Annotated in this window: 21 protein-coding genes; 13 read left to right on the forward strand and 8 right to left on the reverse strand. The window is 41.7% G+C overall.

Going from position 1 to position 14,753, the window contains the following annotated elements:
* Position 1: 1 nt before the first annotated feature.
* The 5 genes from HK413_RS06625 to HK413_RS06645 all read right to left on the reverse strand — a co-directional run bounded on the left by HK413_RS06625 (position 2) and on the right by HK413_RS06645 (position 3,993).
* Positions 2 to 436 carry a hypothetical protein gene (locus HK413_RS06625; RefSeq protein ID WP_175269598.1) on the reverse strand — a complete coding sequence of 145 codons (435 nt, stop codon included), beginning with the start codon at positions 434 to 436 and terminating at the stop codon, positions 2 to 4.
* Between the two features lie 40 nt (positions 437 to 476).
* A complete protein-coding gene (locus tag HK413_RS06630; RefSeq protein WP_175269599.1) occupies positions 477 to 1,073 on the reverse strand; it encodes a hypothetical protein in 597 nt (198 codons plus the stop codon).
* A 188-nt stretch (positions 1,074 to 1,261) separates the two neighbouring features.
* Positions 1,262 to 1,972 (reverse strand): hypothetical protein, encoded by a 711-nt coding sequence (locus HK413_RS06635; protein WP_175269600.1) that lies wholly within the window; start codon positions 1,970 to 1,972, stop codon positions 1,262 to 1,264.
* Positions 1,969 to 2,553 carry a hypothetical protein gene (locus HK413_RS06640; protein WP_175269601.1) on the reverse strand — a complete coding sequence of 195 codons (585 nt, stop codon included), beginning with the start codon at positions 2,551 to 2,553 and terminating at the stop codon, positions 1,969 to 1,971. Before HK413_RS06640 ends, HK413_RS06635 begins: the two co-directional genes overlap by 4 nt.
* A 345-nt stretch (positions 2,554 to 2,898) precedes the next feature.
* Entirely contained in the window at positions 2,899 to 3,993 is a 1,095-nt protein-coding gene (locus tag HK413_RS06645) for a hypothetical protein (protein ID WP_175269602.1), read from the reverse strand.
* A gap of 523 nt (positions 3,994 to 4,516) precedes the next feature.
* On the opposite strand from HK413_RS06645, the gene HK413_RS06650 reads away from it, so the two are divergent.
* From HK413_RS06650 to HK413_RS06665, 4 genes are all read left to right on the forward strand, one after another.
* Positions 4,517 to 4,807, forward strand: coding sequence for a helix-turn-helix domain-containing protein (locus HK413_RS06650; protein WP_175269603.1), 291 nt, complete (start codon positions 4,517 to 4,519; stop codon positions 4,805 to 4,807).
* Positions 4,808 to 4,911: 104 nt separating this feature from the next.
* Entirely contained in the window at positions 4,912 to 5,247 is a 336-nt protein-coding gene (locus HK413_RS06655) for a plasmid mobilization protein (protein ID WP_175269604.1), read from the forward strand.
* Positions 5,244 to 6,035, forward strand: coding sequence for a relaxase/mobilization nuclease domain-containing protein (locus tag HK413_RS06660; RefSeq protein ID WP_175269605.1), 792 nt, complete (start codon positions 5,244 to 5,246; stop codon positions 6,033 to 6,035). Before HK413_RS06655 ends, HK413_RS06660 begins: the two co-directional genes overlap by 4 nt.
* Positions 5,989 to 6,450: a hypothetical protein gene (locus HK413_RS06665; protein ID WP_175269606.1), complete on the forward strand. Its 462-nt coding sequence runs from the start codon at positions 5,989 to 5,991 to the stop codon at positions 6,448 to 6,450. The genes HK413_RS06660 and HK413_RS06665 overlap by 47 nt, the downstream gene beginning before the upstream one ends.
* Here HK413_RS06665 and HK413_RS06670 read toward each other — a convergent pair.
* Together HK413_RS06670 and HK413_RS06675 are read right to left on the reverse strand one after the other, a co-directional pair.
* Positions 6,397 to 6,831, reverse strand: coding sequence for an RNA recognition motif domain-containing protein (locus HK413_RS06670; protein ID WP_262886817.1), 435 nt, complete (start codon positions 6,829 to 6,831; stop codon positions 6,397 to 6,399). The genes HK413_RS06665 and HK413_RS06670 overlap by 54 nt on opposite strands.
* Positions 6,832 to 6,990: 159 nt before the next feature.
* Positions 6,991 to 7,344, reverse strand: coding sequence for a helix-turn-helix domain-containing protein (locus tag HK413_RS06675; protein ID WP_175269608.1), 354 nt, complete (start codon positions 7,342 to 7,344; stop codon positions 6,991 to 6,993).
* 138 nt (positions 7,345 to 7,482) lie between these two features.
* Between HK413_RS06675 and HK413_RS06680 the strand changes: the two genes are divergently transcribed.
* From HK413_RS06680 to HK413_RS06720, 9 genes are all read left to right on the forward strand, one after another.
* Positions 7,483 to 8,316, forward strand: coding sequence for a hypothetical protein (locus HK413_RS06680; RefSeq protein WP_175269609.1), 834 nt, complete (start codon positions 7,483 to 7,485; stop codon positions 8,314 to 8,316).
* A 26-nt stretch (positions 8,317 to 8,342) separates the two neighbouring features.
* Positions 8,343 to 8,924: a HEPN domain-containing protein gene (locus HK413_RS06685; RefSeq protein ID WP_175269610.1), complete on the forward strand. Its 582-nt coding sequence runs from the start codon at positions 8,343 to 8,345 to the stop codon at positions 8,922 to 8,924.
* 968 nt (positions 8,925 to 9,892) lie between these two features.
* Positions 9,893 to 10,381: a hypothetical protein gene (locus HK413_RS06690; protein WP_175269611.1), complete on the forward strand. Its 489-nt coding sequence runs from the start codon at positions 9,893 to 9,895 to the stop codon at positions 10,379 to 10,381.
* A complete protein-coding gene (locus tag HK413_RS06695; RefSeq protein WP_175269612.1) occupies positions 10,378 to 10,677 on the forward strand; it encodes a hypothetical protein in 300 nt (99 codons plus the stop codon). Before HK413_RS06690 ends, HK413_RS06695 begins: the two co-directional genes overlap by 4 nt.
* Before the next feature lie 208 nt (positions 10,678 to 10,885).
* Positions 10,886 to 11,188: a hypothetical protein gene (locus HK413_RS06700; RefSeq protein WP_175269613.1), complete on the forward strand. Its 303-nt coding sequence runs from the start codon at positions 10,886 to 10,888 to the stop codon at positions 11,186 to 11,188.
* A gap of 31 nt (positions 11,189 to 11,219) precedes the next feature.
* Positions 11,220 to 11,456, forward strand: coding sequence for a hypothetical protein (locus tag HK413_RS06705; RefSeq protein ID WP_217452119.1), 237 nt, complete (start codon positions 11,220 to 11,222; stop codon positions 11,454 to 11,456).
* A gap of 114 nt (positions 11,457 to 11,570) precedes the next feature.
* Entirely contained in the window at positions 11,571 to 12,404 is an 834-nt protein-coding gene (locus HK413_RS06710) for a hypothetical protein (RefSeq protein WP_175269615.1), read from the forward strand.
* 10 nt (positions 12,405 to 12,414) lie between these two features.
* Positions 12,415 to 13,503, forward strand: coding sequence for a hypothetical protein (locus HK413_RS06715; protein ID WP_175269616.1), 1,089 nt, complete (start codon positions 12,415 to 12,417; stop codon positions 13,501 to 13,503).
* A complete protein-coding gene (locus HK413_RS06720; RefSeq protein WP_175269617.1) occupies positions 13,497 to 14,330 on the forward strand; it encodes a hypothetical protein in 834 nt (277 codons plus the stop codon). Before HK413_RS06715 ends, HK413_RS06720 begins: the two co-directional genes overlap by 7 nt.
* Before the next feature lie 60 nt (positions 14,331 to 14,390).
* Here the strand turns inward: HK413_RS06720 and HK413_RS06725 are convergent, their stop codons facing one another.
* Complete coding sequence (locus HK413_RS06725) at positions 14,391 to 14,702, reverse strand: hypothetical protein (protein ID WP_175269618.1); 312 nt, start codon at positions 14,700 to 14,702, stop codon at positions 14,391 to 14,393.
* Between the last annotated feature and the right edge of the window lie 51 nt (positions 14,703 to 14,753).

Genomic DNA, 14,753 nt, shown 5'->3' on the forward strand with positions numbered 1-14,753 from the left:
TTTATGATTTGGAAACCGCTTCAGCACTGATAATCCAATCCGCGTCGCCGTAAGCAATCAGACTTAAGCTTGACATGATCCCTTCTGCCAGCAATTGTTGTTTAAGTTTAAGTATCACAGAACCTAATTGGATCCCTCTGCCGCTGTCAGTTTTGAGCAACTCCACCAAACGCATGACTATTTTAGCAGCTTCGTCACCAGATATTTTTGTAAAATTGGTGATGACTATGGCCGCACCTTTATTTAGAAATTCACTGCTGACATCAAAGCCCCGGTTATTGACATTGTCTACCTCGCAACCGAGAACGATAGCAAATGGCTTTTTATCTTTCAATAAATGTTTGGGTCCAAAGTGCGATTGAGGCAGCACATCGCCTCCGATTTCCAGTTCGTTCGCGTTGAATTCGCTATTCTTTTGAATATGAGTTATCAGCACAATTGTCTCCGGTTCTGTGGCTGACGTTTGTAAAACCCAATCATCCCGAGGTCTCAACCGTGCTGGCGCTGGTAGTAGTCTTTATGAAATCTGATATTTTATGGCGAAGATCGGGGTCGTTAAAATTAACCCGCTCCGAAGATCCGTGGATCGTATTTTGCAGAATGTTGAGCGTATTACGACCGCTTGCCGGTTCAGAATAGACCAGCAAATCTGAAGTCTGGTTATTTATATGATCACTATCATATTTAAAACGCTCAATGATACGGCTGAAGCTCCAAAAACCAAAGGGGCAAATATGATCAGCTGGATCAATACTTTTGTCAAAGCAATCCAGACATTTGCCATTGGTGAGCGCTTCTTTAGCCTGATCACATAATTTGGCAGTGTATTTTGGGACAGAAAGGGTATAAATAAAATCAAAGGGGGCGAAAACAGCCCTGTTAGCCACAACCTGCAGCGGCCCGTCCCCGGTTACCTGCCCGCGGATCAAATTGTTGTACAAGTCTGTACCGGACATCGCCGGGTTCACTAATAGTTTTTGATTATTAGGATCCCCCAGATCATAAGGGTGATCCTCAGGCTCCCGGGCAGCCTTTTCGATAGTTCTTTTGATATGGTCAACAATATTTTGCAATCCGCCGCCGGTATTAAATTTAATCGGCTTTTTTCGATAACGCCGGTTACTACTGGCTGACCATCCTGCTCTTGGTAATGTAACGCCAGGTTAAAGTCGAGCCTTTCACCCAATCCGTCGAGGTTACGCCTAACAGAAAAAGTTGTTTTCAAAGAGATCTCACTGGTTCATTCTCATCACCGACAGTTTTAACTGGTGCGGCCAGACCTACGACCTCGGATCAGCCGGTTTTTATGAAAGGCTTTGATATCAGCGCTAAATACAGTATCGCTATCAGGTGTACGAAAATCAAAATTAACAGTAAGACTATTCTGGAGCTTGGGTAATAATAAGATTTGTGATTGAGCCTCTGAATTATCGGAAGGCTCAAATACAATAGTCAGCGGTTCTTCAGGCGTCCGAACATCTATAAGAATATCCTCTTCCGGAAAGGATTCATCTGCGGCTATCATCCCTTGTTTAAGCCTGCCGATAGAAACACTTAAATTATAGGTAGTGTCAGGTTTCAGAAATTTCTCAATTAAAATATCGGGTTCCTTCTCAGCCGATATTGCGGCCTGAAGATAGCGCGGATCCTGTACGGTCAACGGTTGGGGTTTAGGAATTTCCTGTACAGAGTTCTCCATCTCAGAAACGGTTGCCTTTTGTACCGGTTCACGTGAAAAACTTATTATTTCAGTGTGGGGTTTTATCTGGATCTCCTCTTTTAACAATGACGGGAAATCAAGAATTCTTCCAACTTTATCCTGTCTTTTTAGTACTGTAGCAACTGAACGGGTCTGTGCCTGCCTGGTTTTGATCACTTCATTAACATCAACCAGTCTATTAAATATTTGGGATACATTTGACGCCAATTGCATTTTATTGGAGGGGTTAAACCTTCCACCCGTGTCGATCATGGTTTTAACTTCATTGAGCTGCCGCCGCAATTCCTTGTCTTTTTAGCGTTGCCAAGTTGAGGATAGTTTTGGTCGTAAAGCTTTTTAAATCGACCAGCCAAGAACGCTAAACCTTTTTCCAGAGGTTGGTCAGTTGCAGTAGCTGGGATCTGGATCAAATAACCTTCTTTTACTGTTGCCTGAATAGCTTTTAAAATGGTCGCATTTTCAGTGAGTGATCTAATAAAGGACCTGTACCAAGCCAAGACCGCCATCGGGTCGCGATCGATCGGAAAAAACAAAAGTCCTGATGCACTGAAACTCCTGAGAATCGCCGTGATCAGACGACCGTGCCGAGTGCTATAGGTCAGGTAATTTTCATCCGCAGGGGTTAGTTGGCAAACGATAATATAGTTGGCTGCGATCGATCTGAAAGAAGCAATGTCTGTTTTACCATCATCGATCATCAGGAGAATATCGTATTTGCCTCTGGCGATGGTACCCGCGATTTTTTCTCTTCTTCCGCTTTTTTGAATTTTGGCGACGGGGTGGATATGTGTAAACTGACTGTAATGATCAAGTTCAGCAATTGCCTTTATCAATAAAGCGTTATACGTATGGACGGCAATTCTTAAGGGCCGAGGACCATTCTGTTTTTTTAGTAGTATCAGAAAAGCTATTGATGATTAACGGCATGAGGCGGATTATATTCTAGAACACCAGCGGTAAAACGTTAAATTAAGCGGCAGGAAATGTCTAGTTAGTGATAATAGTTAAGCAATGTTAAATATACATGAAAGATATAATATTTTAGGTTTAAGTACGATTGTAAAAATACCCAGATAACATTTACAATTTATAAATGAACTACGTTCCTATCCGATTGATAGTATAAACCTTGAATGGCGCTACACGAATTATCCTTCAGGTGAAATAGCATTTGGTAGTTACGCTTGCCGTTTAAGGTGCCAAGGCAGCAGCGGCCAAGCAGGTTTATCCGGTTCCGCTGTTTCATAGGCTACACTAAATCCGCGACGTCCGGTGCTTGGCGGCTCGGATTTCATAATAGCATTGCGATCAATACTGACCAGCCACTCATCTGCCTTTTCGATCAGAGGGTCATACCAGTCGGCTTTGTTCCGCGCCCATTGCACCCAAGCAAGTATTTCTTCATCAGGTTGTTCCGCCATTAGTGCATTCTTTTCTATATGGTCAATATAATTTCGGAAAGTATTGGTTTCCTGCCAGCGGATTGCGTCGCGCAGGGATTTCTGAAAAGAGTTGATCTCCAGCTTTTGCCGTTCCTCAGTCAACTTTCGCAGGCGTTCTTTTTCTTCGTAGGCTGCTCTCCATATTTTATCTTCGAGGGTTTTGACGCGCATTTCCTCCGCCATCAGTTCCAGGCGGGCAATGATCTTGGCTAGCTGATCCTCTATTGGCACTTTGCCGTCCCTGCCGGTGATGGTAGGTTCATAGCTCCCAAACTTGAGTTCCAGCCTGCCATTCGGAATAAGATCTCTTGTTTGCCAGCGGTCTTCCCGAATCGTAGCCGTGCTCGTTTCTCGCAGCGCCATTTCGATTTCCTCTTCACTGATAACGATATACGTGACTTCGTTCCGAAACTTAAATTCCCGCCCGCGCTTACGCATGATTTTGACAAAGGCATCCATGATACAAAGCGCCCTTTTGATTTGCGTGTCAGATACGCGAATATCTAACTGTCCGCTTTCCGTCTTAAGAATATCGCCAGCTCTATAATATACATTCCTTTTTTGCAACGCCGCTTGGGCTTTAATAATCAATGGATCAGGGTCATCGAGTTTGCCAGTAAGTTTCAACTCGTCCGGGTGCTCACGCTCTATCAAAGCCTGCATGGCCGCCTGCGGTGTTACACCGTCTACGGTGGCTGGGTGGTTTTCATCCCGCAAGTATAACACGGCTTCTTTCTGACCCGAATGGTCTTTCGGTAACGGCTTTACGGTAGTCTTTTTACCATGCTGTACTTTAGCCCAGTAACCTGCTACCGGAACAGGCACGCCCATTCGGAGACAGATTTTGCGTAAGCCCACGTCTGAGATATTGTATTTTTTGAAAGGCCGAGCAGCGGCTCTGCCCAAACAAGGTCATATAATTGCTGACGGTCAAATGTTGTTTTACTCATTGCGGATTCAGTGTGATTATAGATTAAAGGTAACATCCGTCCGACACAATAAATGTTAAAAATAAATATTGAAACTCCACTATCTAAAATTAATCCTGATTTTATACGGTCCGACTCGGATAAACTCGGAGTAGATTCCAATTCTCTTAATTCAATTTTGTATAAAAACACCTACCTATCACAGGAGGGTAGAATTTTATTTAGCTCATGTGAGCACCTTTGTGCTTAATGGATCATGATATGATAAAATGTATCCGAAAAAAGAACACAAGGTGTGCAAAAGTTGTGAACTATTCTCAGACGAAGGCTACAACTTTGCCTGATGGGTACAATATCAAGCTGTGCTATTTGGGCAGTTGACGGGAGTTTAGGTTTAAATATATGACATCTATAAATGTATAATTATGGCAGCAGAAATCATCACGAAGGAAGACTTGCAGGAGTTCGGCGAACGACTGCTCGGTCAAATGAAGGCGCTGATAAGCGGCGGTTCTACAGAAGAACCAAGGAAGTTTATAAAGAGTTACCAGGTCAAGAACCTGCTTAAGATTTCTAACAATACCCTGCAAACGCTCAGGGATAACGGCACCATTCCGTTTACCAAGATCGGCGGTATCCTGTATTATAATTACGAGGATATCATGAAAGTCTTAAAGGGAGAAGTTAAGAGCAAGCGGATCAGTTTCAGTAAATAGATATGTGTTCAGCCTTCAGGAGCAAGCCATGTTTTCGCTACGCTTAAACGGCTTGCTCCTTCGGAGGTAAGCATGATTTTGCACTTCGTTTAAAATCAACAATCATGGGAAGACCGGCTTTACAGGAAGAAGATAAAAGGATCATACAGGTCAATATCCGGCTGACAAAAGAAGAGAATGAGATCGTTTGCACTTATGCTGAGGCATCCGCAATGACGCCGGCCAACTGGATCAGGCAGAAAGCTTTTACCGGCAGGTTCCCTGCCATTAAGCTCTCACCGGTCAATGCGGCTCTTTACCGTGAGCTGCACAAGATTGGCGTTAACCTGAACCAGGCAGTTAGGCAGGTTCATGGAGGCAAACTGTCACCGGCTTATCTAACGGTCCTGACAGCATTGATGAAAACGCAGAAAGACATACTTAACTGTTTATTGAAATGACAGCGGATCAGGTAAAAGGAAAAGGATTCAGGGGCGCATTAAGATACAACCTCCAAAAGGTCGATCAGGGTGTTGCTAAAATCCTCGATATGACTTTTACATCGGGCAAAGAGGATGCTATCATGCAAGAAGTGGCTTTGGTCAGAATGTTAAGGCCGAACCTGCAAAAGTATTTTTACCATACATCCCTGAACTTTCCACCAAACGAGAACCTGGCCGATGAACAAATGAACATTATTGCAAATGAATATTTGAACAACATGGGTTTTGACCAGCACCAGTACGCCATCTTCCGGCACTTTGATGCGGATCACCCGCACCTGCATATACTGGTCAATCGCATCGGCTACGACGGTAAAGTCGTATCCGACAGCAAAGACTACCAGCGAAGCGAACAGGTGCTGAGAAGGCTTGAAAAGCAGCATGGGTTAACCGAGGTAATTTCGAGCCGTCAGGCACAGGAAAGGGCCATGACGAAGAATGAGCTGGAAATGATGAAGCGGACAGATGAACCATCTGTTAAAATGAAGCTACAGGTCGTTATTAAGAATGTACTCAGTCAGAAACCGGACGCTGCACAGTTCATTCAGCAATTAGAAGCACAGGGTATTAATGTATTGTTTAACCAGGCCAGCACCGGCTTTGTAAGCGGTATATCTTATGGCTATGAAGGTATGCAGTTCAAAGGCGCTCATTTAGGTAATGCCTATAAATGGCAGGCCATTAAAAATGCTATCAGTTATGAACAAGAAAGAGATCGCACAGCAATATACCCAGGCAAATGTTAGGACAAGAGAGCAGCAGTCAAGGGGAGCCGGACAATCAGTTACAAGAGGAACAGCAGCCGGAACTAACGCAGATACAAAAGTTACTGCCGGAAATAGAAAGGATGTACAGCAGGGCACTGGAAAACTACAGGATCAGATCGGAAAAGCAAATCGAAAATACAAGCAGGCGGCTGGAAATAATGGACAGCACGGCAACCAACCTCGCTTTTCAGATACAAAGGATAGTCAGCAGCGCAGAACAAATTTACAACGCCAACCATCAGGTCGGCAGCAGGTGGGTTATCAGGCTTTACCTGATAGCGATCTTATCGGGAGTTTGCTCGGCACTGATCACCATGCTGGTGATATGGATCAAACTGCATTAAATGAGTTCAAACGCAAAAGGAAGAAGAGAAAAGGTCAAAGACTGGGTTAGCAAATGGTTTCGGTAACTACACTGACCTTCTTGGCCTTTTCTTTTTACCTCATTGCCAGGCTTTAACACCTTTTGATAAACCGGAGGTCGTTGAGGAACCGTAGATTCATCGGACAGTGAAGAATTATCTGTTGGTTCTTCACTAATCTTTACGGTTAGTTCTTTTCCATCCAGTGTAGTCCCGTTTAATGCTTCAACGGCAGCTTCTGCACCTGCCCTGTCGTTCATTTCTATAAAGGCATATCCTTTACATAGTTTCGTTTTTTTATCCCGAACGATCTTAATGGTGCAGATGTCACCATGCGGGGCAAATAATTTTGCCAGCTCTATTTCTTCCATATCAAGCGGGAACCCGCCGACAAATAACTTAACCAATGACATAACTTGCTACAAATGTAGAGATATAGAAAACTAGATTTCTACATTTATAGAAATGAATATTTCTGTAAATGTAGAAACTTAGAAATGCGTATGCATTTCTAATACTTGAACTATGCTTGCCTGGACTATAAAGACAAAAGCCCCTTATGGGGCTTCGTGTTATTTTGAATTCTTTAGAATCTCAATCTTTTCTCGTTCACTTTGGAGTAGGCGCTCGTACAATTCAATTACCTTTTCAATCGGATTGAAATTATTCTGTATTGAATTATCGTGGAAATTATTGATGTTGTTGAAGACTGAGTCTTCTGTAAAGTGTTTTAAGCCTTCAACGGTAACGCCCAATACATGTGCAATCTTTGTTAATGCATCCTCCTCTACTTCGGCACTTTGCTCAATCTTGGAAATCGCTTGTTGGCTTATACCTAATTCCGCAGCCGGGGCTTCCTGCTTCATTCCCCTTAGTTCACGAAGTTTGCTGATCTTTCTACCGATATGTAAGGTTGGTTCTGCCATAAGCCAAATGTATTAATTATTGTAAATGTACAAAACTACGGCTTTATTGTAAAATACAATCGCTTATGGTTCGGTACTGCGATGAAGTGCTATTCTTTTGTTTTGCCGGTTAATGGAGGCCGGTGTAAAGAAAGCATCATGTACAACGGAACTTATGCACCCCGGGAACATTACCCCAAAACACTTCGCCATTACGAAGTTGAAAATCCAATATCGGTAGTAGTCGATTTTTTTAGTGCCGATTCGGTAAAAGGTCACGGTAAGCGATTAAAGGAATGGCGTTATTATGTGGTTAACGATGAGCATTATGATGAAAAACGACATGGCCCCGGAACCCTGCTTTTTATCTATGATCTTAATTTAAAGATTTTGGAAGCGATGTATCTGCTATTACTCAATTATAAAAATTTCTCTTACCAGCGGGAACAGCTTACAGAAGAACAATTGGAAGAAGAAAAGGAACAATGGGAATACTATCCTAAAAATCTTTCGCTGAAAGAACAACTTGAACCTTATAAGGCTGTTAAGAAAGTTTTTAAAAAAATCAAGCCGCAGGAATACAGGGATCAGTTACATGAATGGTCACACGCAGCCCTTTACAATAATGCGGATGTAGAAGCTTTATATGCAGGTGAGGTTATTGCTGTATATGAAAACTTAATTAAGCTGTATTCTGCGGCTTGGCTGATCTGCCAACGCGAGGGAGGTCGTCCGCATTTAAAACGAAGTAAGCTTGAAAGTGATTTAGCGGATACATCTTCCGAACCTGTTGCGCTTAAAACAATAGACCCTAAACCTACAGCGGCCGAAAAGTTGGGGTTGGAAGAGATTAAAAATTTGATATTAAAACGCTGTCCGCAGGTTCAAATGATTATTCATTTAGGAACACATCCAAGACCCCATACATTTTACTTGCTTATATTAATAGGTGATGATGAAAAACACCGGAGCATCAGATTAGCAACAAGATAGAAGATAACTGTCAATATTTGGCTCATGTGCATGCTATCGTACATAAAGTAAACAGCGCGAAAGAAGCACTTATTAAAGGCAGACGGTTTTGGTCAACCGTTATGGACAAGGGAAATGTTTTGTACCAATCCCCGGAATTATCATTACCCACCCATCCGGAAATAACTAAGGGAATATTATTAACAAGGGCACAATTCAATTGGGAGAGATGGGGTAAACAGGGCAATGATTTTTTAAAAGGTGCAGAATTATATAGGGCAGATAACAATTTCAGGCTGGCAGCATTTCTTTTGCACCAATCTGTTGAAAGCGTTTTAAAAGCCATCATACAAGCCGCTATAGGCTACCGCGTACAGATGCATAATTTGTCGCGATTACTAAGGCTCACCTTATTGTTTACCGATGAATTAAAAGAGGTCTTTGAACTAAATACCATCGAAGGGGCACAACTATATCAATTGCTGCAAAGCGCCTATTCACAATCACGGTATAGCAGTTCATTTGATCCTGACGAAGATTCGATAAGATTACTATCAAAACAAGTAACAAAATTCAATCAGGTAGCAGAAAGAGTTTACCAGCAATATATAAAAGATATTGAAGCATAACAGTGTCAATAGTATTTGCGGGTGGGCAAGTGCTCGCCTCACGTACTTTAAAAGCTGTTTATAATAATGAAAGTACCGCCGGGGCCCTTAGTAGCATGTCGGGCGGTTAGTTAATCGTCCGACCTTGCTGCTGAGATTTTAAACTGGTATTATATCGAAACCTCTCAGCTGCGGCAGGCAGCTTCATTACACCACGCGCTATCGCGCCGGGTTTCATTGCGCCGCCAGCCTCGCTGCCGCTGGCAGGAGTGCTATTCATTCTTCATAGCACACCTGCTTATTCCCTTACTCGATATGATAGCCACTGCACCGCAGTCACAAAATTAGCACCGCAGGAAAACTGTCAAGGGTATATAAACGGGTGCTGTTAAGTATAAGAAATTAATGGCTGCACCGCCCTTGACAGTTTTCCTGCTTGCTGCTGCCGGTTGTTTAAGCGCTGCAATGGGTTAGTGTGTTGGGTTAATTAAATTCTATCTATTGGGGTTGAGTTAGAATTACTGGCAAAATACTATTGAGCGCTAATGGCACGCGATTTATTCAAGTATGAACTTATGTTTACTCAACACCCTTGTCTAATATGGATAATGTTCAGTTATCCTTTGCTCATCGCAAGTATTGTATAATGTAATAACCCATCTTATTGAGCTTCAAATAATTGCTGACATTATCGTTATCCCTTATTTCAAACCAGTTTGGAACGTAATTAACAGTTTGAACGTTTTCTTAAACTGCTTATATCATTCGTAATTCGTCTTTTTAAGATGCAGGCTTTATATTAGATGATTGTATTTTTAATAATACCTGTCTTTATCATTACTTTTATAAATGTCACAAACTACTACAGTTCAAGATGCTATTCGGTTACTTTATATTTTAGTAAGAGGATCTAAACAGATCGCCAATCACCCCGATGGATATGTAGGTTTTTTGATGGCAAAGCCAAGTTACACGCTCTGGACTTTTGGGTGCGTTATCCTGATTTTCTTGCTTATGAACTTCTTAATAAATATGACGAGACTGGTGAAGAAAAATATTTACTCAAAGCAGAAAGTATTATCGAAGATCAGGAGCCAGATCTGCGCTCAATTCCTATGATCCGTTACCGTTTCGGCGCATTCGAAAACCTACATGAGTCATTATCGCTCTTGGTGTCTAAAGGTTTGGTTTACCGGGATGGGAATAAATCCGATGAAACCATAAAAGCTTATTATTATTACATAACGCCTTTGTCAGTCCAATTAGTTGAGGATGTGACCGCCGAATTCCCTTCTTTGGCTTGGTATGACGAACGAGCAAAGCTGGTAAAAGAAATAGCGGGATCACTTGGAGGTAGTGCATTAAAAGAACGACAGTATAAGCATATGAGTTACGCCACTACGCAACTCGGTACGCAAATCCCCTCCATAAAAAACGAAGTAATTAATAGACTTAAGGCCCTAAACCGTGCAAAATGAGTAAAAAAGCGACCGCCGCAACTGAAAAGAAAAAATTAGGATGGCTTGATAATATCGCTGAGAAATCCGGTTACGATCGAAAAATCGTAGAACGGTTTCTTAAGAAATATAATATCAAGCAATCGCCTAACACAGGTACTCCAAAGCGGGTGAATTTTCTTGACATATCCTTTTCAGGTCAAAAAAAAGGTGAATTTAATAATGACTTCAAATTTGAGTTTGCTGATCTAAATGCCGGGGTTTGGGGCATACTCTCTGATAAAAATGGCAAGGGAAAAACAACGGCCCCGAAGTAATTAAGTGGTTGTTTAAAGGTAAAGCTTCTGCCGATTTGCAGTCAGGTGTCAAGAGTTGGATTAATGAAGCAGGACTAAAATTTAGTATAGATGACAAAAAATATCTGTTAAGCTTACAGCAGACAGATAATGTGGTCAGCGGTCAGATTGAATTGTTAAAAGGAGACACAAAAACAGTGTTGTTTCTGAATTCAATAGCGAAGATGAAATGGCAGAGGTCGTATCCGATTTTTGGCTGAATGAACTCGGACTAAACCAGATTGCTTCTTTTCGACAGTCGGGTTCTGAAGTGGAAGCTGGTAAAGAAGTTGTGCATGGCTGGCCCGCACTGGCTGCGGCCCTTTTTATCGGAACAGACTACGGCGCATTGTTTGGCGACACGGCATTAAGCGGGTTACCTACGAGAATTCTAAACATGTTTTTGGGCCTGCCATGGATATCAACTCATGCCGCGCTTAAAGCATTAGACGGACAATTGAAAAGTGAGGCCCGAGGTCGAAACCGTTTTTGAGGACCGTGATAAAGAAAACAGACGACAACGCTTGGTGGAAATTCAAAGCGAATTAAAGTTGAAGAGAGACGAGTTGGCTTCAAAACCGTTGCCAAAATTCAACAATGAGGGCTATAATGATCTACAAAAACAATACAACGCAAATTACGCCTTAGAAAAAACGGTATATTTTGAACTCATCGATGAGGAGGACAAGGCAGAACTGGTTAATAAAGAATGGGTTCTGGAAAAAAAAGCTCAACGGTTTTTTAGAAGACAAAGCAGCTAATGCCGTATTTAAACGACTGAACCCGACGTGTTGTCCTCATTGTGAAAGCAAAATTACACTAGAGCAACTTGAAAAGGAAAAGAATGAGCATACTTGCGCAATCTGTGATAAAAAATGATCGACACCGATGATTCCGATATTATCTTATCCGAACTAGAAGAATCTATGCGGGCATCGGCAGCCATGTGCGACCTAATGAAAAATAGTGTCCGGTCAAAAAAACTTAGACATGCTAATCTTAAACAATCCATAGCTGACCTTAAAGCTGCCATGGAAGAGTACGAAGAAAATCTACAAACAGTCCGTGTAGCGCAAACCGAGCTGGATGGCCTTAAACACGAGGTGACGAGGTTAGAAATATTAGAGGAAGAATACAAAACAGCAAGGACTGTTGAGTCAATCAAACCAGCTGTAATTGAGGATAAAAAAGAGAAGCCGGGAGCGGAAGTTATCGACGAGAACAAGATTTTACAGACGGCGATCAAAATTACACATGCGAGATTCAAAGATCTTCAGGAAGAACTGTTGCAGGATGTTAATGACAGGATTTTAGGTTTTTGTAAAACAGTAGGCCTAAGTCAATACCAGTCTGTTGCACTAACGAGCAACCCACACCTTAAAATTGATAAAGATGGCAGTCCAACCTCTTACTCTAACGTATCTAAGGGTGAGCAGTTACGATTAAAAGTTATCGTTACCATCGCATTGATTTCTGTTGCAGAAGAACGCGGTTTAGGCCGACATCCGGGTTTTCTAGTGATTGATTCTCCCGCAGCTCAAGAGGTAAATCCTGAAGACCTTAGTAATTTGATCAATGGATTAGAAGGCCTTTGTAAAGTTTTGCCTTCGTTACAGATCATAATAGCGTCGGTTGCATCGCCGACTTTACTGGCGCATATCGACGATAAGCAACGGTTGCATGCAAAAGGTGATGACTTCTTATGGTAGGCCTATATTGATGAAAGACATAGAACAATTGTTGATTAAATCATTGCAAGCCGGCCAATCAGTCAGCGTAGATGACCTAGGGGGCCTAAATGCTTACCATGAGTTGATCAATGTCGTTGCGAATTCAAAGATTATGGACGAGTTCCTGAAAATATTATTGGAAGATGCGAAGATTTTTGATCAGACTACTGAATCAACTTTGATACAAGAAATTATTATTAGGTGCTTTGCAGACAATAATGATCCGATAGCTATCAGAAATGCAATAGAAACGCTTTGTATGCAGCCACAAAAATTAGCATACACGTTTGACACACTTTTGAATCGTGCCGGTGATGTTTCTGGTCAATCGATGATTCGGGGTTACTTTCTGCTTGGCGCTTTCGAGATCGCGGTCAGAAATAAAGCCAAAAGGTATAGCCTGATAGGCTATTTGATAGACATTAAAACTACGGATGATCCTGAATATCTAAAATACGTTGCCAAAATTACAGGTGTTTGCTATACGAACTTTCAAACCGAAGATCTCGTCGAGAAATTAACTGAATTCGTTACCGCTAAAGTCGGTGAGGATGACGCACTTTATGAATTAGGTATGTGTTTTCTAACGAAGGCACTTAACTCGGCAACTCAAACCCGTGCTATAGCAAATTTTGATTCGGCCATGAAATTATTCGGGGAAGCTGGCTCACACGGCAGGCACGACGCGGATGTTTATACAGCGGCGATTTTGACACTGAAAAAGTTTGTTGACCGAGAAAACATATCAGAATTGAAAGAACAGTTGGAAGCGTTAAAACGCGCCCTTTCAATTTATAATGCCCGGGATAATTATAGTCAACAGATTCACTGGGTTGGTCTGCGCAATACCGAAATATTTTATTGGTATGAGATGGCGGATTATCTAACCACATTACTCAATCACTTTACAGCACCTGCATGGCTTGAGCCAGTCGTTGTTATAGAAAATTACTTGCTCAAAATATATGATTGCAGCCGAACTATATTTAAAAAGGTTGCAACCGGCGGCTTTGAATTATTAACCAGGCCTATCATTCAGGCAAAGTTCATAGAACAGCCGGAAAGGTTTTTTTGTTAGAGCAATGGCTTTATCTTAATAAGGATAAAGAAGTGGCTGTCATTGCTCAACAGTTGCAAGCTGATATTGAAATTTACAAATCATCGTGGCAAACGGGAAATGGTGAGGGGGCGGTATCTGGATCTTTAGCGGATGCTGTGCCCTCACTGGCTCAACTCCCTGCTCATGCTTTAACAGAATTTGACAAGTTTGTTGTGGCTTACACGGCAGATCAAACCACTGACGTTTCATTGATTTTGAAAAAGCAATTCAACGATTTGACTAATGGATTAAAGGCTGTTAGCACTTATAGTTATCCAGAGATAAACAAGGCATTCAATACGATACTATTTTATTCGCTTAGGTTTTTGGAACTTCGCATGGATAACACAGGGGCCAATCATTCTAAAGCAAAATATTTATTTCAAGCCGAGTCCTTTCCAAAAGAGGATGTGCTCCAAGCTGACTATTTCGAGTACATGCAACCTGTTATGTTGAGAGGAAAAATAAAGGTGGAAGAAATGGATGTCGCTGGTGGCCGTGCTGACGTCTACTTTGAGTATCTTTCGTTTAATTTTTGTACTGAAGTTAAAAGGGAATTTAAAGACACCTCTTTCGACGCGCTGAAGGAAAAGTATCTAGGTCAGGCTAAGGAATATCAAAATACATCCGCGAAAGTCGGCATTTTGTTGGTACTGGACTTGTTGCCAAAACCTAACGGGATAGGCTCATTTGAAAGTAATATTAAGTTGGAGATAGTTTCTACCGTAAAAGACCCTGAACCTCGCGGCATCGTAGTGATCAAAGTTCCGGCAAACCGCATTACACCTAGCGCTATTGTCCTTTAATCACCAAACTGAATTTATTTGACCACTTAAAACTGGATCATACATTTCTTGTATGCCAATCTAGGTTCGAACTTTTTTCCATTCAAGCTCGGAAACCCATAAAAGATCTTTTAGCATTTCGCGTTCAAGGGTTACTAAATGTTTATACTTAACCACAGCGTAACCATCATCGATCAAAATGATTTTACCATAATAATACTCCTCAGAGTAAGTCGCTGATTGATTTTCCCAGCTTGTTCGCGTAATGATTTGTTTTTTGACTTTATCCTCGACATTTAGCTTTTTCCAATCATCATTGAACCTAATAACAGGCTCGACCGTACTACCTTTACCAGCCGATAATCGAGACAAAACACGAAATAATAAATTCATTTTATAATTGTCAGTGTAAAGAAATTGTAGTCAGCAAAAAAGACTTGCTGA

The sequence above is a fragment of the Mucilaginibacter humi genome, from assembly GCF_013087555.1.

What these genes read in the sequence shown, in the direction of transcription:
- HK413_RS06635 (WP_175269600.1), bottom strand. Translation starts at nt 1,972, where the DNA reads ATGATCGACACGGGTGGAAGGTTTAACCCCTCCAATAAAATGCAATTG.
- HK413_RS06645 (WP_175269602.1), bottom strand. Translation starts at nt 3,993, where the DNA reads ATGGGCGTGCCTGTTCCGGTAGCAGGTTACTGGGCTAAAGTACAGCAT.
- HK413_RS06650 (WP_175269603.1), top strand. Translation starts at nt 4,517, where the DNA reads ATGGCAGCAGAAATCATCACGAAGGAAGACTTGCAGGAGTTCGGCGAA.
- HK413_RS06655 (WP_175269604.1), top strand. Translation starts at nt 4,912, where the DNA reads ATGGGAAGACCGGCTTTACAGGAAGAAGATAAAAGGATCATACAGGTC.
- HK413_RS06660 (WP_175269605.1), top strand. Translation starts at nt 5,244, where the DNA reads ATGACAGCGGATCAGGTAAAAGGAAAAGGATTCAGGGGCGCATTAAGA.
- HK413_RS06665 (WP_175269606.1), top strand. Translation starts at nt 5,989, where the DNA reads ATGAACAAGAAAGAGATCGCACAGCAATATACCCAGGCAAATGTTAGG.
- HK413_RS06670 (WP_262886817.1), bottom strand. Translation starts at nt 6,831, where the DNA reads ATGTCATTGGTTAAGTTATTTGTCGGCGGGTTCCCGCTTGATATGGAA.
- HK413_RS06675 (WP_175269608.1), bottom strand. Translation starts at nt 7,344, where the DNA reads ATGGCAGAACCAACCTTACATATCGGTAGAAAGATCAGCAAACTTCGT.
- HK413_RS06680 (WP_175269609.1), top strand. Translation starts at nt 7,483, where the DNA reads ATGTACAACGGAACTTATGCACCCCGGGAACATTACCCCAAAACACTT.
- HK413_RS06695 (WP_175269612.1), top strand. Translation starts at nt 10,378, where the DNA reads ATGAGTAAAAAAGCGACCGCCGCAACTGAAAAGAAAAAATTAGGATGG.
- HK413_RS06700 (WP_175269613.1), top strand. Translation starts at nt 10,886, where the DNA reads ATGGCAGAGGTCGTATCCGATTTTTGGCTGAATGAACTCGGACTAAAC.
- HK413_RS06710 (WP_175269615.1), top strand. Translation starts at nt 11,571, where the DNA reads ATGATCGACACCGATGATTCCGATATTATCTTATCCGAACTAGAAGAA.
- HK413_RS06715 (WP_175269616.1), top strand. Translation starts at nt 12,415, where the DNA reads ATGAAAGACATAGAACAATTGTTGATTAAATCATTGCAAGCCGGCCAA.
- HK413_RS06725 (WP_175269618.1), bottom strand. Translation starts at nt 14,702, where the DNA reads ATGAATTTATTATTTCGTGTTTTGTCTCGATTATCGGCTGGTAAAGGT.